Origin of the sequence: Pseudomonas sp. FJ2-5-13 (genome assembly GCF_029201605.1) — a bacterium.
GTDB lineage: Bacteria > Pseudomonadota > Gammaproteobacteria > Pseudomonadales > Pseudomonadaceae > Aquipseudomonas > Aquipseudomonas lactis.
In genome coordinates, this window is the sequence record NZ_CP104045.1 from 4,466,753 (window position 1) to 4,486,578 (window position 19,826).

Below are 19,826 nucleotides of genomic sequence, written 5' to 3' on the forward strand. Positions count from 1 at the left end.
TACAGTGCACATCCGTACACTGCGCCACCTTTTGTCCCGATGGGCCGTGTCGATGCTTTTTCTGTTGCGTATGTTGTTGATGGGCCTGCATTTTATGATCGCCGGCGTGCTGGGTGTGCTGGTCGGTGTGTGCCGGCCGTTCAATCCGGACAACAGCCGTCTCTGCGCTCGCCTCTATGCGTTGCCAGCCATGCGGATCCTGGGCTTGAACGTGAAGGCCGACGTCGACTCGCTGCGCAACAAGCCCGGTACCTGCGTGGTGATCGCCAACCATCAGTCCAACTACGATCTGTTTGTGCTCGGCAATGTAGTGCCGCATCGCACGGTCTGCATCGCCAAGAAAAGCCTGAAATGGGTACCGCTGTTCGGCCAGCTGTTCTGGCTGGCGGGCAATGTGCTGATTGACCGTGGCAATGCACACAAGGCGCGGCGTGCGATGCTGACCACAACGCATACCTTGCAGCATGAGGACACGTCGATCTGGGTGTTCCCGGAGGGCACGCGCAATCTGGGCAAAGGGTTGTTGCCGTTCAAGAAAGGCGCGTTCCATATGGCGATTGCGGCCGGTGTGCCTATCGTGCAGGTGTGTGTCAGTAACTATGTGACGCAGATGAAGCTCAATCGTTGGGCCAGTGGCAGTGTGCTGATACGCTCGTTGCCGCCGATTCCTACCTGTGGGTTGACGGTGGATGACATCCCTCATTTGCTGCTGACGTGTCAAACGCAGATGGATGAGTGCATCGCGCAGATGGACCGTGAGCTTGTAGGAGCGAGCTTGCTCGCGAAAAACGTATAAGCGACGCGGGTCACCTGATGGCGCTGCGTTATCGGTGACGATTTTCGCGAGCAAGCTCGCTCCTGCAGGGGAGTGGGCAATGTCGGTGAGCAACAACGGAACGCCATTCAGGCTAAGCTGCCCAACATCTGTCCTCTTGATAAGAAGTGATCAGCACCATGGGTAGAGTTGTTGCGGCTGCCGTTTACAGCGCCGGTAAGAAAGTCTCGGATATTACTCTCGATGAAGGCGCGGCCTGGGCCGCCAAACCTGGGCATTTTGTGTGGATCGGCTTGGAAGAGCCCAGTGCCCAGGAATTGAACAACCTGCAACGCCAGTTCAACCTGCACGAGCTGGCGATCGAAGACGCCATGGAAAAACACAGCCGTCCGAAGCTGGAAACCTTCGGCGATGCGCTGTTTATCGTCACCTACTCACCGGTGCGCGAGAACGGCAAGCTGGAGTTTATCGAAACCCATATCTTTGCCGGCAACGGCTACATCATCACCGCCCGCAACGGCCACTCGGCGTCCTACGGTTTTGTGCGCCAGCGTTGTGAGGCGCGCCCGTTGTTGCTGGAGCATGGGGAAGATTTCGTACTCTATGCGCTGCTGGATTTTGTCACCGAAAACTATCAGCCGGTGAGCGAGGCGATCCACGCCGAGATCGATGAGCTGGAACGTAACGTGCTGTGCAGTTCACTCAACGAGCGTGATATCCAGCACCTCCACGGCCTGCGCCGCGATGTGTTGCGGCTCAAGCGGCATGTGGCGCCCATGGTGGAAATCAGCCAGGAGTTGCAGAAGCTCAGCTTCCCGTTTATCGACAAGAACATGCGCCCGTATTTTCGTGACGTGCAGATCCATGTCACGCGGCAGATGGAAGACCTCACCACCTTGCGCGACATCGCCAGCCAGACCATCGAGATCGGTGTGCTGCTGGAAGCCTCGCGCCAGAGCGTGGTGCAGCGCAAGTTCGCCGCGTGGGCGGCGATCCTGGCGTTCCCCACGGCGGTGGCGGGGATTTATGGGATGAACTTCCAGAACATGCCCGAGCTGCAATGGCACTACGGCTATTTTGCGGTGCTCGGGTTTATTACCCTGGGCTGTACCGGTTTATGGGCCAGCTTCAAGCGTTCGGGCTGGCTTTAAGCCTTGGCTTCAGGCTGATGCGCAACGAAGCGCATCATCCATTCCGCCACGGTCACGCCGTTGTGGTCGCGTTCCAGGCTGGCCACGCCGTTGCTGTAGACCTTTTCACCCAGGGTTGTCTGAAGTATTTCCAGCAACTCGCGGGAATAGTCGTGAACAAACTCCGGATGGCCCTGGAAGCACAGCACCTGGTCGCCGATGTGATACGCGGCAAACGGGCAGAATTCGCTGGAGGCGATCACGGTGGCGTTTTCCGGCAAGGTGGTGACTTGGTCCTGGTGGCTGATCAATAGCGTCAGCTCCGGCACCTCGGGGCTCATCCATGGCGTCTTGGCATCCAGTTTGTAGGCGTGGGTGCCCATGCCCCAGCCCTGGCTGGCACGCTCGGCCTTGCCGCCCAGCAGCAGCGCGAGCAATTGATGGCCGAAGCACACACCCAGCAGCTTGTCGCCACGCTCATAGCGCGTGAGCAGGTAGGTCTTGAGGGTCTGGATCCAAGGGTCGGTACCGAACGAGTCGGCCTTGCTGCCGGTGATCAGGTACGCGTCAAACACTTCGTCATCCGGCGGGTATTCGCCCTGCACCACGTTGTAGACGACAAACTCGGCGGCAATCGGTTGCTTGGCGAACAGGCGCTTGAACATCTGCCCATAGCCTTGGTACTCATCGATCAAAGCGGGACGCAGAATATCGGTTTCCAGGATGCAGACGCGTAGCGACATAAAAAATACCTGACACGGCGATGGGAATATTGCACACCCAGAGCCTGCCCTGAAATACCCCCCCAAAGCAAGCCCTCAATGGGCACCCACACACACTGTAGGAGCGAGCTTGCTCGCGAAAAACGTCAACGATAACGCAGGTAGCCTGGATAAAAGCGTTGCCTGTGCGTTTTTCGCGAGCAAGCTCGCTCCTACAGTGGAACATCTAAAACAGTGCGCCTTTTGCGGCTTTTTCCAGCAACAACGCCGGCGGCGAGAAGCGCTCCCCGTACTCCTCGGCGAGGTAGCGGGCGCGGGCGATGAAGTCGTTCAGCCCGTACTGGTTGATAAACTGCAACGCGCCGCCACTCCATGCGGCAAAGCCGATGCCGAAGATGGAACCAACGTTGGCGTCCGCCGTGGACATCAACACGCCCTCCTCCACGCAGCGTACGGTTTCGATGGCTTGGATAAACAGCAAGCGGTCACGCACGTCCTGGGGTGAGATTTGCTTACCGGGCTGTTCAAAGCGGGTTTTCAGCTCAGGCCACAGATGCTTCTGGCCGCCAGCGGGATAATCGTAAAAACCAGCGCCGGCCGCCTTGCCCGTGCGCTTGTATTCGTTCACCAACAGATCAATCACTGCCGTCGCCGGATGGTTCGGCATGGCCTTGCCTTCGGCCTGCAGGTCCTTGGCCGTTTGCTGTCGGATACGGCTCATCAGACTCAGGGACACTTCATCGGACACCGCCAACGGCCCCACTGGCATCCCGGCCTTGCGCGCTTCGGTCTCGATCATCGGCGCAGCCACGCCTTCGCCGAGCATGGCGATGCCTTCATTGGTAAAGGTGCCGAATACCCGCGAGGTGAAAAAGCCGCGACTGTCGTTGACCACAATCGGGGTTTTCTTGATTTGCAGTACGAAGTCAAACCCTCGGGCCAGGGTTTCGTCGCTGGTGCGCGCACCTTTGATGATTTCCACCAGGGGCATCTTGTCCACGGGGCTGAAGAAGTGCAGGCCGATGAACTTGGCTTGATCGGGCACCGCCGTGGCCAGGCCGCTGATGGGCAAGGTGGAGGTGTTGGAGGCGATCACCGCGTCGGCCCCCACCACGTTTTGCGCCGCAGCCGAGACCTTGGCCTTGAGTGCGCGGTCTTCGAACACGGCCTCGATGATCAGGTCGCAGCCGGCCAGGTCGGCGTCATCCTGAGTAGGATGAATGCGCGCCAGGGTGGTTTCGCGCTGTTCGGCGGTCAGTTGCCCACGGCTGACCTTCTTGTCCAGCAATGCAGCCGAATGGGCTTTGCCTTTTTCGGCGGCGGCCAGGGTGATATCCTTGAGCACCACCTCGATACCCGCACAGGCACTGACATAGGCGATGCCCGCGCCCATCATCCCGGCGCCGAGCACACCGACCTTACGCGTGACGTAGGGCGCATAGCCCTGGGGGCGTGAGCTGCCGGCATTGATTTGGTTGAGCTGGAACCAGAAGGTGCCGATCATGTTTTTTGCCACTTGCCCGGTCACCAGTTCGGTGAAGTAGCGGGTTTCGATCAGGTGCGCGGTGTCGAAGTCCACTTGGGCGCCCTCAACGGCGGCACAGAGGATTTTCTCCGGCGCGGGGAAGCAGCCCTGGGTCTTGCTGCGCAAAATCGACGGCGCAATGGCGAGCATCTGCGCGACTTTAGGGTGGGACGGCGTGCCGCCGGGAATCGCGTAACCCTTGTTGTCCCAAGGTTGCCTGACTTCGGGATTAGCCAGAACCCAGGCACGGGCCTGTGCCAGCAATGCCTCGCGATCCGCCGCCACCTCATCAATCAAGCCCGCTTGCAGGGCCTGGGCAGGCCGGACTTTTTTACCTTCGAGCAAATACGGCAAGGCTTTTTCCAGGCCAAGCATGCGCACCATCCGCACCACGCCGCCGCCCCCTGGCAACAGGCCAAGGGTCACTTCCGGTAAACCCAGTTGCACTGACTTGTCGTCCAGCGCGACCCGGTGGTGGCAGGCCAGGCAAATCTCCCACCCACCGCCCAGGGCCGCGCCATTGATCGCGGCCACCACCGGTTTGCCGAGGGTTTCCAGGCGGCGCAACTGCGCTTTCAACACCAACACACTGTCGTAGAACGCCTTGGCCTGGGCTTTGTCGACCTTGATCAGCTCATTGAGGTCGCCGCCGGCAAAAAAGGTTTTCTTGGCCGAGGTGATCACTACCCCGGCGATCTCGTCCTTTTCCGCTTCCAGGCGCGTGAGGGTGGCCGCCATGGCTTCACGGTAGGCGGCGTTCATGGTGTTGGCGCTCTGGCCGGGCATGTCGAGGGTCAGCACCACGATCTGGTCCTGGCCTTTTTCGTAACGAATGGCATCGGTCATGACAAATTCCTTAGGCTCAGAGGCGTTCGATAATGGTGGCGATACCCATGCCACCGCCGACACACAAGGTGGCCAGGCCGTAGCGTTGCTGGCGCACCTCCAGCTCGTCGAGCAAGGTGCCGAGGATCGCGCAGCCAGTGGCGCCCAAGGGGTGGCCCATGGCGATGGAGCCGCCGTTGACATTGACCCGTGCGGCGTCGATGCCCATGTCCTTGATGAACTTGAGCACCACCGAAGCAAAGGCTTCGTTGACTTCGAACAGGTCGATGTCTTCAACCCGCAGGCCGGCCTTGGCCAGCGCCTTGCGAGTGGCCGGCGCGGGGCCGGTGAGCATGATGGTCGGGTCGGTGCTGGTCACCGCCGTGGCGACAATGCGCGCCCGTGGTTGCAGGCCCAGCTCGCGGCCCTTGGCCTCGGAGCCGATCAACATCAGCGCGGCGCCGTCCACGATCCCGGAGCTGTTGCCCGGCGTGTGCACATGGTGGATGCGCTCCACGTGGCTGTAGACCCGCAGCGCGGTGGCATCGAAGCCCATCTGGCCCATCATTTCGAAGCTGGGCTTGAGCTTACCCAAGCCCTCGAGGGTTGAGTCGCCACGGATAAATTCGTCATGGTCCAGCAGCACGATGCCGTTCTGGTCGTGCACCGCGATCAGCGACTTATTGAAGGAACCGTCTGCCCGCGCCCTGGCGGCTTTCTGCTGGGACTGTAGGGCAAAACTGTCGACATCCTGGCGCGTGAAGCCTTCCAGGGTGGCGATCAGGTCGGCGCCAATGCCTTGGGGCGTGAAGTGGCTGTGCATATTGGTTTGCGGGTCGAGCACCCAGGCGCCGCCATCGCTGCCCATGGGTACGCGGGACATGGATTCGACGCCGCCGACCACCACCAGGTCTTCGAAGCCGGAACGCACCTTCATTGCCCCCAGGTTCACCGCTTCCAGGCCTGAAGCGCAGAAGCGATTGACCTGCACACCGGCAACACAGACATCCCAGTCGGCCACCAGCGCGGCGGTCTTGGCGATATCGGCGCCTTGGTCGCCCACCGGTGTGACGCAGCCCAGGACGATGTCATCCACTTGGCGGGTGTCGAGGTCGCTGCGTTGCGCCAGCGCCGTAAGCAGGCCCGCCACCAGGTTTACCGGCTTGACGCTGTGCAGGGCACCATCGGCCTTGCCTTTACCCCGGGGCGTGCGTATCGCATCAAAGATCAAAGCTTGGGTCATGACATCCTCGAACCGCTGTGGCTGTGTGCCCCTACCTTAGGCCCGATTGACACGGTTTCAATGACGGATGCGCTCATTGCTTTTGACCCCCTCGCTCGGACGAACGGTAGGTCCCTATGGGAAAACCCTGATTAATCGTTTTAGCGGTCTAGCCCTAGGGTTGGCGCCAAGATGGCAATAAGCCTCATGCCGTTTTTAGCGCAAATGCTTATTAGCTGATATGAAATGGGTCTAAGCCAGAAAGAACGGGCGCTCTAAGGTTGAACCTGTAAGACGCTGCTGCCGGGTTTTGCTGGAGTAGCTGTAAGAAAAGTGCAACGTCACCTCGCGATACTGGATACAACGGCACGCATTTGACGCTCAGGAATAACAACAAAAGAAAAGGCAGTCAGCCATGTTCAAACATTCGAAAGTACGTCAGGCGGGACTTATTCTGTTCGCCACCACCCTGATTCTGATCTTGCCCAATTTACCCAAGGTTATTGGGTGACGATTGCGCTCCCACCTGTGGTGAACGCACCGCACCAGGCCAGCAGCTTTTGGCAGCACCTGCCAGGACATTGCGCTTAGCGCGCCTGTTGCAGGGGCTGTCTTTTTACCTGCCGTTTTCCGTTATCGTGTGCGCCCTTACTCTCTTGCAACGGGCCTGTGCCTTGAAACCGATCCTCGCCCTTTTTGCCCTGCTGCTGAGCCTGCCTGCGGCGGCGGCACCCTTGACCATCGAGCTGGACCACAGCCAAAAGACCTGGCAGACCGCCGAGTTGCTCAAGCACCCCGACGCTCAGACGGTGCAGATCATCGATGATGTGTCCTACAAGCGCACGATGACCTATCGCGCGGTGCCCCTCGCGGTGCTCTTACCGGGCCTTAAAGCTGCGAACCACCTGCAAGCCGTTGCCCTTGATGGTTTTGCCGCCGAACTTGCCGCCGCGCCGTTACTGGAAAAAAACGGCGCCCGCGCCTGGCTGGCCGTGGAAGACCCGGCCCATCCATGGCCACCGCTGGCACAGGGCAAGCCCAGCGCCGGGCCGTTCTATCTGGTCTGGACCCACCCTCAAGCCGGGCATATCAGCCCCGAACAGTGGCCGTTCCAGGTATCGAAATTCAAGCAGTCGCAGACGGTTGGCGAGCGTTTCCCGGCGTTATTGCCCGACCCGAAGCTGGCGGCGAACGACCCGATCAACCAGGGCTTTGCGTTGTTCCAGAAGAACTGCCTGGCGTGCCATCGCCTCAATGGCGGCGGTGATGCCCAGATGGGTCCGGACCTGAATGTGCCCTACAACCCCACCGAGTATTTCAGCGGAGATTTCCTCAAGCGTTACATCCGCGATCCGCAAAGCCTGAGGCATTGGCCACAGGCGAAGATGCCGGCGTTTACAGCCAGTGTATTGCCAGACAATGAGTTGGATTTGCTGGTGGGGTATCTGCGGCACATGGCAGGCCGCAAGTTGTAGGAGCGAGCTTGCTCGCGAAAAACGTATAAGCGACGCGGGTCACCTGATGGCGCTGCGTTATCGTTAACGTTTTTCGCGAGCAAGCTCGCTCCTACAGTTATCGATCATTCCCACGCAGAGCGCGGGAACGATCATTGCTGCGGCGCCACGAATACCTTGGCATGCATCTGCTCATGCCCACCGCCACGGCGCATGCCGCGTACCGGGCAGGCGTCGAGGTAGTCCAGGCCCACGGCCAGCTTCAAGTGCCGCTCCGGCCGCGCCAGTTGGTTGGTCACGTCAAAGCTGTACCAGGCGTCATCCAGCCAGGCTTCGGCCCAGGCATGGCTGGCCAGGTGCGTGCTGTCTTCGGTGTACAGATACCCCGACACATACCGCGCCGGGATCCCCAGGCTGCGTGCGCAGGCCAGGAACGCATGAGTGTGGTCCTGGCACACCCCAGCGGCACCTGCGAAGGCCTGGGCGGCGCAGGTATCGACGTCGGTCGCGCCGGGGGTGTAAACCATGGTGTGGTTAAGCGCCTGCATCAAGTCGATAAGCGCCGTGCGGTCGCGGCGCTGATGGCAGTGTTGCTCGGCAAACCCGCGCAGGGCGTCGTCGGGCTCGGTGAGGCGCGTAGAGCGCAGGAACGGAAAGGCAGACTGGCTTTCGTGTTCGGCCTCGCGCAATTCATCGATCTCCACCACGCCCCGGGCGCCGATGATGATGGCGTCGTGGGGTTCATCCAGCGTGAGCACATGCAAGATGTTGCCGAAGGGGTCCACCTGCGCCCGCACCGGGCGCGGCAGGTCGAGTTGCCAGCTCAGTACGTGCTGGCGCTCGCTGTCATGGGGCGTCAGGCGCAGGTATTGGATGCTGGCGCGCACCTGGTCTTCGTAGTGGTAGGTGGTGTCGTGGCTGATGGAGAGTCTCATGCCGCCTCCAGGTAGGAACTGTAGATGGCGTCGCCCAACTGGCGGACCAAAGGGATAAAGTCGGTCAGCCAGGCATGCAGGCCTTCCTCGAGGATTTCGTCGATGGCGGTAAAGCGCAGGCGCGCATCCATCTCGGCGGCCAGGCGCTGGGCCGGGCGGCCGTTGATGCCGGGCAGGCTGGCGAGGATCTGGTCGATCTCTTCACTGCAAGCGCGCAGCGAACGCGGCACATCGGCGCGTAACAGCAGCAGCTCGGCCACTTGCCGAGCCCCTGGTGCATCGCGATAAATCTCGGTGTACGCCTCGAATGACGACAGGGCGCGCAGCAACGCACTCCATTGGTAATACGCGTGAGCCGTGCCATCGCTGACCGCCTCAGCCTGTTCGCCGGCCATTTCGTAGCGGGCATCCAGCAGGCGCAGGGTGTTATCGGCGCGCTCAATGAAGGTGCCCAAGCGAATAAAGCGGAAGGCATCGTTGCGCATGATGGTGCCGTAAGTGGCCCCGCGGAACAGGTGGGAACGCTCCTTGACCCACTCACAAAACCGGCTCATGCCGTAGTGGCTCAGCCCCTGCTGGGCGATATCGCGAATGTCCAGCCAGGTGGCGTTGATGTTTTCCCACATGTCGGCGGTGATGCGCCCACGCACCGCATGGGCGCTGGCCCGCGCCGCGCCCAGGCAGCTATAGATGCTCGCCGGGTTGGCCGCGTCCAGGGCAAAAAAGTGCAGCAAGCGTTCAGCGTGCAAGGGGCCATGGCGCGCGTGGTAATCCTCCAGGGTGCCGGTGATCAACAGCGGCATGGCCAATTCGTGCAGGCCATCACCGCGCCCATCCTGGGGCATCAGCGACAGCGAATAACTGACATCGAGCATGCGCGCGAGGTTTTCGGCGCGTTCCAGGTAGCGCGACATCCAGTACAAATCCGAGGCAGTTCTACTCAACATGGCATCAGTCCTCGACCACCCAGGTGTCTTTGGTTCCGCCGCCCTGGGACGAGTTGACCACCAGCGAGCCTTCGCGCAGCGCCACGCGGGTCAGGCCACCCGGTACCACACGGGTCTCCTTGCCGGACAACACGAAGGGGCGCAGGTCTATGTGGCGTGGGGCGATGCCGTTTTCGACAAAGGTCGGGCACGTGGATAAACACAGGGTTGGCTGCGCGATATAGGCGTGTGGCTTGGCCTTGATACGCGCCCGGAACGCTTCGATTTCCGCGATTGTAGACGCCGGGCCAACCAACATGCCGTAGCCGCCTGAGCCTTGAGTTTCCTTAACTACCAGATCGGGCAGGTTGGCCAGTACGTGGGACAACTCGTCAGGCTTACGGCATTGGAAGGTCGGAACGTTCTGCAGGATCGGTTCTTCATCCAGATAGAACCGGATCATCTCAGTGACGAACGGGTAAACCGATTTATCGTCCGCAACCCCGGTGCCAATGGCATTGGCCAGCACCACATTGCCGCAGCGATAGGCGGCGAGCAGGCCGGGCACACCGAGCATCGAGTCGGGGTTGAATGCCAAGGGGTCGAGAAATGCATCATCGAGGCGACGGTAGATCACATCGACAGCCTTGGGCCCGTCGGTGGTGCGCATGAATACACGGTCATCGCGCACGAACAAATCCGCGCCCTCCACCAACTCCACGCCCATTTCCCGGGCCAGAAAGGCATGTTCGAAGAACGCGCTGTTGAAACGCCCGGGCGTCAGCACCACCACACTGGGGTTATCCAGAGGGCTGGCGCTTTTGAGGGTATCGAGCAGCAAGTTGGGGTAATGGTCGATGGGTGCGATGCGCTGGGCCGCGAACAGCTCGGGGAACAGACGCATCATCATTTTGCGGTCTTCAAGCATGTAGCTGACACCGCTGGGCGTGCGCAGGTTGTCTTCAAGTACGTAGTACGTGCCGTCGCCATCGCGTACGAGGTCTACTCCGGAGATGTGCGAATAGATATCGCGGTGCAAATCCAGGCCCTGCATTGCCAGTTGGTATTGCTCGTTGGCCAGTACCTGTTCGGCAGGAATGATGCCGGCCTTGATGATGCGTTGGTCGTGGTACAGGTCGGCGAGGAACAGGTTCAGCGCCTTGACCCGCTGGATGCAGCCGCGCTCGACAATCCGCCATTCACTCGCCGGAATGCTGCGGGGGATGGTGTCGAAGGGGATCAGGCGCTCGGTGCCTTGTTCGTCCCCATAGAGGGTGAAGGTAATGCCGGCGCGGTGGAACAGCAAATCGGCTTCACGCCGGCGCTGGGCCAGCAGTTCGGCAGGGGTGTCGGCCAGCCAACGGGCAAACTCGCGGTAATGGGGGCGAACCTGCCCTGCCCCATCGTACATTTCATCGTAATAAGTGCGGATCATGCCGTACTCCTTGTCACCCGGACGCAAGAACCTTCGCAAGGCCCGTGCCAGCGGCATAAACACTTAATAATCAATCAGTTGAATAATCCCAGCGGAAGCACTGCACCGTCCTGGTGCGCGCAATTGCCTGGGGCAGACCGTGCGCTTCATTGCAATGCGGTCTTTGGCTATCAACAGCATAGTCAGAGTTGATTTCACTGCCCGCCTGCACATACGGATAATCGCTCACATCGGTTGAACAGGACACGTCCTACAGCCAAACCCTTTGCACATTCAGTAACGTGTTAATTCGTGTACTGATGACTCCTCAGTCTTCCCTTTCCGCCACCCTATCCGGGTGGCTTTTTTTGCGCGTAAAACGGCCGTTCACGATGCGGCGGCCGCCCAAACAAAATCGGCCGACCCAAAGGTCAGCCGATACGCTGTGCTGCTCATAAATACCAACTACATGGGTAACCCACGCACCTCCTGCTTGACGCCCCATCCCTCGATAATCCCACCCAGGGGCTCCACCACTGCCTCAAAGTCTTGCTCGAAATCTCCTATGCCGTCGTAGGTTGCGAACATGATTTTGCTCAGTTCCAGGTACCAGGCGCCATCGTCGCGCGCGCTGACCTGGGCATTGAGGGACTCCCCACGAAATCGACCCGCAGCCCTGCGCGCCCGTTCCTCATCCGGGAAAATGGCGTAGAACTCGATGGGGTGAAAACGCGAGAAATCAAAGCCGCCTTCTTTCATGCGGCGCAGTACGTTGGTGCTGATGTCTTCTTGATAGGCTGTGCTCATGAAACGTCCTCCTCAAACCGATGGATAGACTTTCCGTGCTTCCTGAAGCCCCGCGCCCTGCTGGCGCGGGCACCACGGCATAACAACGCCGCAGGAAAACAAGCATGTAGCTGACAAGACCAGACCTTAGCGATTCATTCGCTGATCTCGATTGCAGAGTAGCGCGAAGCTATCACCTCCACCAGAGGTGCTCGTGTGGCGTGTGAAAAATGTTTAGACGGCGGGGGAAATATCGAGAATCTGGATACTGTTCTGGTCTTTGAGAATCTTGACCGTCGGCTCGGGTTTACGGCCTTCCAGGTCATTGAGATCGAGTTCGGCAGCAATCGGCACCAGCTTCGCACGAATCATATGCGCAGCGTCTTCGAGGCTGGGCTTTTGTTCGCAGGTGAACTGCTGCACGGACTTTTCACCGTGATCATCAACGAAGGTAATTTGCCACGTTTGCATCGGTGCCTCCTCGATAAAACCCATAGGTGGGCTTACAAGTATCTGGACCTTGGCGGCGCGCAAAACGTTCCGCTCAAGCCCGGAGGCACCGGATCAACTGCACTTATTTTTCAGCGTGTTCTTTCAAGGCTTTCAAGGTGTTGAACGGCGCGTCCACCACGAACTTGTTGGCCAACCACGAAGGTACGCTGCCGCCTGGCTCGGTGTGTACCTGATAGGTGACTTCGGTCTGGTTATCGCCCTTTGGCACCAGTTTCCAGAAACCCTCCACCTGGGCGACCCGCACGTAGCCTTTTGCTTCGGGCTTGTAGGTCGGCACACCTTCCAGTTTGCGCGTGACGGTGCCGTCTGCGGCTTTGGTGGTGGTGACGTGGATGTACGAGTCGCGGTCCGTCACGGGGAACGGCGCCTTGAACTGGGTGTAGGTCCAGGCCTCGTCGCCTTTCTTGTCGACGAGTTTCTGGGATTTGCATTCATGGATCCATGCGCAAGCACCGGCCACATCTTCCTGCAGCGCCTGGACCTTGGCCAAAGGCGCCTTGATCACCGTCACACCGCGATACGCCTTGTACTTGGAACCGGCAATCTCGCTCAGGGACACCTTGATACCGTCTTCGTCCTTGGCGACTTGCCAATCTTCAGCCTGGGCAGTGGCCGCAAACAACAGCGTAAAACCGCACAGCACAGCCACTCGTTTCAGCGAACCCATCGTTGTATTCCTTATTGTTGAAGTTCCGATAGTAAAGCCCATCAAGCCGCCGTCATCTGCTCCCACCAGCCGATCAGCCGGATGGCATCGGCCTGGTCGTTGCCACAGACGTCGATATCCGCCTTGAAATCACTGCACACGGCGGGCCGCTGCGGTTGACCGAACAACTGGCACAGTTGTTCCGCCGACAGGTGCACGCAGCGAACGCCAGCGGGTTTGCCCAGGGGCATTCCCGGCAATGGTGAACTGATGGAGGGGGCAATGCAGCATGCGCCACAGCCTTCACGGCATTTCATGACCAGCAGGTCCTCGACGACTCAATAGGGATGGCCGGGCTAGAGTACGCCCTTAAACAGCCGTTTTAAAATGGCCCAACAGGGGTTTTTCGCACAAAACAAAAGTGACCGACCAGTCTGCGACAGATGGTCGGGGACCCGGGTCACCTGAGCTCAGAAAGTTTATTGCTTGAATTCGAAATCCAGCGCAGCGCCTTCAACATCACGGCGCTCCTCGTTACGCAGTTGCAGCTTCATCTCATTGCTGAGCAAGCGGCCGTTGATCTGGAACGCGCTGTTGTCGGTGGGTTTTTCGCCAAACATTGGCGGCAACAAGGGCACGCTCTTGGGCTTGGGCATGGTGCCGATGGGTTGCAGGTGCCTGACCATGTCCGAAGGCAGGGACAGGTCCAACTGTGCCGGTGGCAGTTTGGTCTGGGCGACTTCATGGGCCGACTTGGACTTGCTCGCCACGGGTGCACGCTTTTTGGTCGAGGCGGCTTTCTTTTGTGCGGTGGGGGATTTTTTCGCAGGCGCTGGCTGCTTGGCTGAGGTCTTCTGCTCGGCACTCACAGCAGGCTTGCCATCGGCCACCGGCGCTGCAGCCAGCACGCTGCCGGCATTGCACAGGCTCAGCAGACCAAGCATCAACGTAACGCGAAAAATAGAAGTCATATCGCCAACAGCATTAACGGCAGAAGGCCATATGCTCGCTTGTTGTGCGCGGCATGACAAGGGCACAGATCAGTCTTGTCCCCTTTGCATACCTCAAAAACCCGCTGCGGCCTCCTGGCACAGCTGGCTGGCAAGCATTCCCAGGGTCATCAACGCCCGCTCTGCCTCGCGGTTCCATGGCGTGCCGCAATTGAGGCGAATACAGTGGTTGAACTGTTCGGTATTACTGAAAATCAGCCCTGGCGCAATGCTGATGCCTTGTTGCAGGGCACGCACATGCAGCTCCTGGGTATTGACCCGCCCCGGCAAACTGACCCACAAGATAAAGCCGCCGGTCGGGCGGGTCATCTGGGTGCCTTCGGGGAAATATTGCTGCACCGCCAATTGGAAGGCGCTGAGGTTCTTGCGGTATTCCTGGCGGATGTAGCGCAAATGACGGTCGTAGCCACCGTTTTCCAGATAGGCCGCGACGCCCATCTGGGTGACGCTGCAAGCAGAATGCGTGCTGAACATCTGCAGGCGCTGGATTTCCTGCTGGTATTTGCCGGCAATCATCCAGCCAATGCGCACACCCGGCGACAAGGTCTTGGAAAAGCTTGAGCAATAGATCACCCGGTCAAGGCGGTCGTAGGCCTTCAGGGCTTTGGTGCGGCCAAGTTCGAACATCAACTCGCCGTAAATGTCATCTTCGACGATCTGGATATCGAAGTCCGACGCCAGGCGCAGCAACTGTTTCTGCCGCTCCTCCGGCATGGTGCCGCCCAGCGGGTTACTCAGGCGCGTGGTCAGCACCAGCGCCTTGATCGACCATTGGTTGGCGGCCAGTTGCAAGGCCTCCAGGCTCATGCCCGTGGCGGGGTCGCTGGGGATTTCGATCACCTTGAGGCCCAGCAGGTCAGCCAATTGCAGCAAGCCGTAATAGGTGGGTGATTCAGCCGCGATCAGGTCGCCAGGGCGCGTCAGCACGCGCAGCGACATCTGCAATGCATCGACACAGCCATGGGTGATCACCACTTCGGAAGGGTCCACGACCACCCCGGCATCGCGCATGCGGATCGCCACCTGGCGGCGCAGGGGTTCAAAGCCAGGGCTGAACATGTAGCTGAAGGCCCGTGGGCTCTGGAAACGCGTGACCTTGGCCAACTGCTGATGCAGGGCCCGCACCGGCAAGTAGTCGACACTTGGCACCGCCGCCCCCAGGGGAAACACCCCTTCACGGCGCGACTCGACCAACACCTGCTGGATGATGCTGCTACGGGTAACCAACCCTGGGCGCTCGACCCGTGCGATATCGGGCGTAGGCGCCGTGAGTGCTGGCGTCTGATGCACGTAATAGCCCGACTGCGGCCGCGCCCGGATCAGCCCCTGGTCTTCCAGGTTGGCGTAGGCCTGCAGCACCGTGGCATGGCTCACATTGAGCTGGGAGCTCATTTTGCGCACCGACGGCACGCGCTCCCCCGGTTGATAGACACCGCGCCGGATGTCCTCAGCCAGTTGCTGGGCAATACGTTGGTAAAGCAACAGATTGGTCATGACGCAGCACTCGATTTCACGGGTATTTTATTTTTGTGTGAAACATACCGGCACAGTTTAGAAGTGTACGGGGACAGTTGCCACAATAGTCGAGCGCGTGCGGGAGTGACAGTAAAAACTGTAAGGGGGCTGGGACAGCATTCATAGAGCACAAAAAAATGTGGGAGGGGGCTTGCCCCCGATTGCGGTGTGTCAGTCAAGGATGTACCAACTGAACAACCGCTATCGGGGGCAAGCCCCCTCCCACATTTGATCCGGTTCTGGATGTTAGCGGGCAGCGCCCAATTGGCCTTTTTCGTCGGAGAATACAATTTCCACGCGGCGGTTCTGCGCACGACCACGCTCGGAGGCATTGGCTTCCACCGGGTATTGATCGCCATAACCTTCGACTTCGATGCGCTTGTCATCGATACCCAGGTCCATCAACAGGTCGGCCACCGATTGAGCCCGGTCGCGGGACAGTTTCAGGTTTTCCTGCTCGCCACCGGTGTTGTCGGTGTAGCCCTCGACGCGCACCCGACGCTTGGGGTTCAGTTGCAGGAATTGCACGATCTTGAGCACTGTGCGGTTGGCCGAGTTCTGCAGTTCAGCTTCGCCGGTGTCGAACAGTACGTCCCCCAGGGTCATCACCAGGCCACGGTCGGTCTGGGTGGTGAGGCTGGCGATCTGCGCTTCAACCCACTTGCCCTGCTGTTGCACGCTGGCCAACTTGTTTTCGCGCAAGGCCAGTTGCAGACGCTGACGCTCCAGTTCCAGTTGGGTACCGCGCTCGGCATTCAGGCCCTGCTGGGTGTGCTCTCGGGCGATGGCGCTGTAACGCTGGCTCAGGTAGGCGTAATGCACCACGTCGGCGCCGCTGCCCCAGTAGCTGGACAGGCGGTCTGCGCGAGCCAGGGACTCGCCGGCGCGGATCACGTCTTTGGGGGCGAAGCGCAGCACGTTGGCGTCTTCCTTGACCTTCTGAAAGTCATCGCCGGCCTGCTGCAACGCCTGCTCGCTGGAGGGTTGGCTGGCACAACCGCCCAAGGCCACGCTGCCCAGCAGCAGTACACAACTCAAACCACGGATCATCGGGCTCATTGTGCCTCTCCCAACTGCAGCTGCTTACGCAGGCGAGTGATACGGGTATTGAGCACGTTCAATTGTTCCTGGCTCTTGCCGGTCAGCACTTTGGCCTCGGCCAGACGCGCGTCCAGCTCAGCCTGCTCGGCGCGCATACGCGCACGCTTGTAGGATTGGTCGGCCATGTTGCCCTTGGCCCGGGCGAATTTTTCTTCGGCCAGTTTCAGTTCGGGGGATTCATCGGTGTTGGCCCCGACCGCGGTGGCTTGTTCCAAGGCTTGCTGGGTCAGGCGCATTTGTTCGATCGGCGCAGGATCGGTTGCACATCCCGCCAGCGCGACAACGGCGAGGGCCGCGAAAAGAGCTCGAAAAATCACTGTAAATCCCTACTTTGTTGGGGTGCCGACAGGTTGTTGCAGTTGCGCCTTCCAGCGCTCCAGATTGCGCTGCAGCGCGGCTTGCGCGACACCGGAGGCGGGCAATTCTGTCATCTTTTTCGTCAGCTGTCCGCGCAGCCAAGGATCATTGCAGGCCGAGTTGTGGGAAATCGCCAGGTACAGGCCCGGCTGATCGACAGGCACCGCATGGGCCACCAGGTCATTACTCATGCCCAGCGTCTGGGCCATGGCCATGCCGGAATAGCGCCCGGCCAGCACGTAGTCCACCTCACCCAACAACAGTTTCTGGAAGGCCGGCGTCAAGTTGGGCAGGCGTTGCAGGTTGAGTTGCTGGCCGGCAAAGGTCTCGAATTCGGCGCTCAAGCGCGCACGCTCCGATACCGCACCTTTGTGGCCGTGCAAATCGGCGGCGGTGGAATAAACCAGAGCGGAATCCTTACGCGTCCACACCAGGTAGTCGGTCTGCATCAGCGCTGGATGAATGTAGTCGAAGTGGTCCAGCTCGCCCAGGTTCAGCGGTGCGTCGGCGAGGATGTCCATGCGCCCGCTACGCGCTTCCTCCAGGGCCAGGGAGCGTTTGCCGCCGTAGAGCAGGTCGATTTTCAGCCCGAGCTCCTTGCCCACTTGTTGCAGCACGTCAGCGGTCGCGCCGATCAGGTGCGTAGGGTCCTGAGGGTCGCGCCAGAGTAAAGGCGGTGCGTCCGGGCTGCCGGTGATCACCAGGCGCTCGCACTTGCCGGCGGCGAGTGTCAGGCTCGGCAGCAGCGTAAGGCCCAGCAGTACAGTCCAGGGGCGCAGCGCCATGGCATGTTCCTTCCTAAAGTGCTCGCGAAAAACGTCAACGATAACGCGTGCTTTCTGAATAAATGCGGCGCCTGTGGGTTTTTCGCGAGCGAGCTCGCGCCTACAGGGAATAAAAAAGCCCGGTCATAAGACCGGGCTCTTTATAAGTGAAGCAGCTGGATTAGACCAGCTTCTCCAACTCCGGTACGGCTTCGAACAAGTCCGCTACCAGGCCATAATCGGCAACCTGGAAGATCGGCGCTTCTTCGTCCTTGTTGATCGCTACGATCACTTTGGAGTCTTTCATACCAGCCAGGTGCTGGATCGCGCCGGAGATACCGACGGCGATGTACAGCTGTGGCGCAACGATCTTGCCGGTCTGGCCGACCTGCATGTCGTTGGGTACAAAACCTGCGTCAACGGCTGCGCGAGAAGCGCCGACCGCAGCGCCCAGCTTGTCGGCCAGGGCGTACAGGTGCTTGAAGTTATCACCGTTCTGCATGCCACGACCGCCCGAGACGACGATCTTGGCAGCGGTCAGTTCAGGACGGTCCGACTTGGCCAGCTCTTCGCCGACAAAGCTGGAAGTGCCAGCGTCGTGGGCAGCGGAGACGGCTTCAACGGCAGCCGAGCCACCTTCGGCGGCAACCGGGTCGAAACCGGTGGCGCGCACGGTGATAACCTTGACCGCAGCGTTGGACTGTACGGTAGCGATGGCGTTACCGGCGTAGATCGGGCGCTTGAAAGTGTCGGCGCTTTCTACCGAGATGATCTCGGAGATCTGGTCAACGTCCAGCTGCGCGGCAACGCGTGGCAGGATGTTCTTGCCGTTGGAGGTGGCGGCAGCCAGGATGTGGCTGTAGCTCTTGCCCAACTCTGCGACCAGTGGTGCAACGTTTTCCGGCAGCTGATGCGCGTAAGCGGCATTGTCAGCGTTCAGGACTTTGCTCACGCCCGCGATTTTCGCAGCGGCTTCAACCACGGCGCCAGCGCCCTGCCCTGCTACCAGGACGTGGATGTCGCCACCGATTTTAGCGGCGGCGGCCACGGTGTTGAGGGTGGCCGGGGCCAGCACCTTGTTATCGTGTTCGGCGATTACGAGGATAGTCATGATCAGATCACCTTCGCTTCGTTTTTCAGTTTCTCGACCAGTTCAGCCACCGACTTGACCTTGATACCCGCGCTGCGCGCAGCCGGCGCTTCGACTTTGACGGTCTTGTTGGTAGAGGCGGTAGAAACGCCCAAAGCATCCGGAGTCAGCGTCTCCAGGGGCTTCTTCTTGGCTTTCATGATGTTTGGCAGGGACGCATAACGCGGCTCGTTCAAACGCAGGTCGGTGGTGACGATGGCTGGCAGTTTCAGGGAAACCGTCTGCGCGCCGCCGTCGATTTCACGGGTGACCGCAACGCTGTCGCCGCTCACTTCGACTTTCGAAGCGAAGGTGCCCTGGCCGTAACCGGTCAGTGCAGCCAGCATCTGGCCAGTCTGATTGTTGTCGCTGTCGATGGCTTGTTTGCCCAGGATCACCAGTTGTGGCTGTTCCTTGTCGACAACGGCCTTGAGCAGCTTGGCCACGGCCAGGGAGGTCAGCTCTTCAGCGGACTCCACCAGAATGGCGCGGTCGGCGCCCAGGGCCAGAGCGGTACGCAACTGCTCTTGGGCAGTGGTCGGGCCGATGGACACCACGACGATTTCCGTCGCCACGCCTTTCTCTTTCAGGCGTACGGCTTCTTCCACAGCGATTTCGCAGAAAGGGTTCATCGACATCTTGACGTTAGCAAGGTCGACGCCGGAATTGTCCGCCTTGACGCGAACTTTCACGTTGTAATCGACAACGCGTTTGACAGCTACAAGAACCTTCATGGATTCCTCGTTACTCTCCGGTGAAAAGAAAGTCGCCTAGGCGAACCTGGCGGTTGATGCTCATCGGCACACAAGGGCACCTCCAAAGACCTCGGCAGTGGCCTTGCACACGGGAAATGACGACCGTTCGTCAGTGGTGACTGAGAGGTCATTCTTTATCGCGGCGTGTAAACTGCGCCCCAACGTTTGGGTGCGCATCACCTTTATTGCCTTCGGCCTGTCTTTGGACGTGCTCTTGAAACCTGCAGTCTGCCTACGGGAAGCGCAAAACCGACCGTATCTTGACCGGAACGCCTATTCTGGTCAATACGGCAAAATGGTCAGTCATAAGCCCCGTTGCTTT

General features: G+C 59.9%; 20 protein-coding genes. 3 read left to right on the forward strand and 17 right to left on the reverse strand.

The features are described 5' to 3' along the window. Nucleotides 1-52 precede the first annotated feature (52 nt). A complete protein-coding gene (locus N2A98_RS19685; protein WP_069557576.1) occupies nt 53-796 on the forward strand; it encodes a 1-acylglycerol-3-phosphate O-acyltransferase in 744 nt (247 codons plus the stop codon). 158 nt (nt 797-954) lie between these two features. Further along, nucleotides 955-1,926, forward strand: a complete 972-nt coding sequence (locus N2A98_RS19690; RefSeq protein ID WP_003193449.1) for a magnesium and cobalt transport protein CorA — start codon at nt 955-957, stop codon at nt 1,924-1,926. Here the strand turns inward: N2A98_RS19690 and N2A98_RS19695 are convergent. The 3 genes from N2A98_RS19695 to N2A98_RS19705 all read right to left on the reverse strand — a co-directional run bounded on the left by N2A98_RS19695 (nt 1,923) and on the right by N2A98_RS19705 (nt 6,220). Beyond that, nucleotides 1,923-2,648 carry an amidotransferase gene (locus N2A98_RS19695; RefSeq protein WP_275622536.1) on the reverse strand — a complete coding sequence of 242 codons (726 nt, stop codon included), beginning with the start codon at nt 2,646-2,648 and terminating at the stop codon, nt 1,923-1,925. The genes N2A98_RS19690 and N2A98_RS19695 overlap by 4 nt on opposite strands. Nucleotides 2,649-2,853: 205 nt before the next feature. Continuing rightward, on the reverse strand, nt 2,854-4,998 hold the full coding sequence (locus tag N2A98_RS19700; protein WP_275622537.1) for a 3-hydroxyacyl-CoA dehydrogenase NAD-binding domain-containing protein: 2,145 nt from the start codon (nt 4,996-4,998) through the stop codon (nt 2,854-2,856). A gap of 16 nt (nt 4,999-5,014) precedes the next feature. Then, the gene (locus N2A98_RS19705; protein WP_044275134.1) at nt 5,015-6,220 is read right to left on the reverse strand and encodes an acetyl-CoA C-acetyltransferase; all 1,206 of its coding nucleotides are present in this window, start codon (nt 6,218-6,220) and stop codon (nt 5,015-5,017) included. 653 nt (nt 6,221-6,873) lie between these two features. Between N2A98_RS19705 and N2A98_RS19710 the strand changes: the two genes are divergently transcribed. Beyond that, complete coding sequence (locus tag N2A98_RS19710; protein ID WP_275622538.1) at nt 6,874-7,674, forward strand: cytochrome c; 801 nt, start codon at nt 6,874-6,876, stop codon at nt 7,672-7,674. A gap of 131 nt (nt 7,675-7,805) precedes the next feature. Here N2A98_RS19710 and N2A98_RS19715 read toward each other — a convergent pair whose 3' ends face one another. The 14 genes from N2A98_RS19715 to N2A98_RS19780 form a co-directional block, all read right to left on the reverse strand. After that, the gene (locus N2A98_RS19715; RefSeq protein WP_003193457.1) at nt 7,806-8,588 is read right to left on the reverse strand and encodes a transglutaminase family protein; all 783 of its coding nucleotides are present in this window, start codon (nt 8,586-8,588) and stop codon (nt 7,806-7,808) included. Beyond that, the gene (locus tag N2A98_RS19720; protein WP_060765933.1) at nt 8,585-9,535 is read right to left on the reverse strand and encodes an alpha-E domain-containing protein; all 951 of its coding nucleotides are present in this window, start codon (nt 9,533-9,535) and stop codon (nt 8,585-8,587) included. The genes N2A98_RS19715 and N2A98_RS19720 overlap by 4 nt, the downstream gene beginning before the upstream one ends. A 4-nt stretch (nt 9,536-9,539) precedes the next feature. Next, nucleotides 9,540-10,949 (reverse strand): circularly permuted type 2 ATP-grasp protein, encoded by a 1,410-nt coding sequence (locus N2A98_RS19725; protein ID WP_044275137.1) that lies wholly within the window; start codon nt 10,947-10,949, stop codon nt 9,540-9,542. A gap of 444 nt (nt 10,950-11,393) precedes the next feature. Next, entirely contained in the window at nt 11,394-11,735 is a 342-nt protein-coding gene (locus tag N2A98_RS19730; RefSeq protein ID WP_003193463.1) for a ribonuclease E inhibitor RraB, read from the reverse strand. Nucleotides 11,736-11,948: 213 nt separating this feature from the next. Next, nucleotides 11,949-12,185, reverse strand: coding sequence for a hypothetical protein (locus N2A98_RS19735; RefSeq protein WP_047711587.1), 237 nt, complete (start codon nt 12,183-12,185; stop codon nt 11,949-11,951). A gap of 103 nt (nt 12,186-12,288) precedes the next feature. Next, a complete protein-coding gene (locus tag N2A98_RS19740) occupies nt 12,289-12,894 on the reverse strand; it encodes an START domain-containing protein (protein ID WP_044275142.1) in 606 nt (201 codons plus the stop codon). 41 nt (nt 12,895-12,935) lie between these two features. Then, a complete protein-coding gene (locus N2A98_RS19745; RefSeq protein WP_047711588.1) occupies nt 12,936-13,190 on the reverse strand; it encodes a YkgJ family cysteine cluster protein in 255 nt (84 codons plus the stop codon). Nucleotides 13,191-13,352: 162 nt separating this feature from the next. Continuing rightward, nucleotides 13,353-13,844: a hypothetical protein gene (locus N2A98_RS19750; RefSeq protein ID WP_044275146.1), complete on the reverse strand. Its 492-nt coding sequence runs from the start codon at nt 13,842-13,844 to the stop codon at nt 13,353-13,355. A gap of 93 nt (nt 13,845-13,937) precedes the next feature. Beyond that, entirely contained in the window at nt 13,938-15,377 is a 1,440-nt protein-coding gene (locus N2A98_RS19755; protein WP_003193472.1) for a PLP-dependent aminotransferase family protein, read from the reverse strand. Between the two features lie 267 nt (nt 15,378-15,644). After that, nucleotides 15,645-16,457, reverse strand: a complete 813-nt coding sequence (locus N2A98_RS19760) for an OmpA family protein (RefSeq protein WP_044275148.1) — start codon at nt 16,455-16,457, stop codon at nt 15,645-15,647. Then, the gene (locus N2A98_RS19765) at nt 16,454-16,816 is read right to left on the reverse strand and encodes a DUF4398 domain-containing protein (protein WP_003193475.1); all 363 of its coding nucleotides are present in this window, start codon (nt 16,814-16,816) and stop codon (nt 16,454-16,456) included. The genes N2A98_RS19760 and N2A98_RS19765 overlap by 4 nt, the downstream gene beginning before the upstream one ends. Nucleotides 16,817-16,825: 9 nt before the next feature. Continuing rightward, entirely contained in the window at nt 16,826-17,641 is an 816-nt protein-coding gene (locus N2A98_RS19770) for a transporter substrate-binding domain-containing protein (protein ID WP_044275149.1), read from the reverse strand. Nucleotides 17,642-17,801: 160 nt separating this feature from the next. Continuing rightward, the gene (locus N2A98_RS19775; protein ID WP_032895698.1) at nt 17,802-18,731 is read right to left on the reverse strand and encodes an FAD-binding protein; all 930 of its coding nucleotides are present in this window, start codon (nt 18,729-18,731) and stop codon (nt 17,802-17,804) included. Nucleotides 18,732-18,733: 2 nt separating this feature from the next. Continuing rightward, nucleotides 18,734-19,483, reverse strand: coding sequence for an electron transfer flavoprotein subunit beta/FixA family protein (locus N2A98_RS19780; protein WP_014719538.1), 750 nt, complete (start codon nt 19,481-19,483; stop codon nt 18,734-18,736). Nucleotides 19,484-19,826 lie beyond the last annotated feature (343 nt).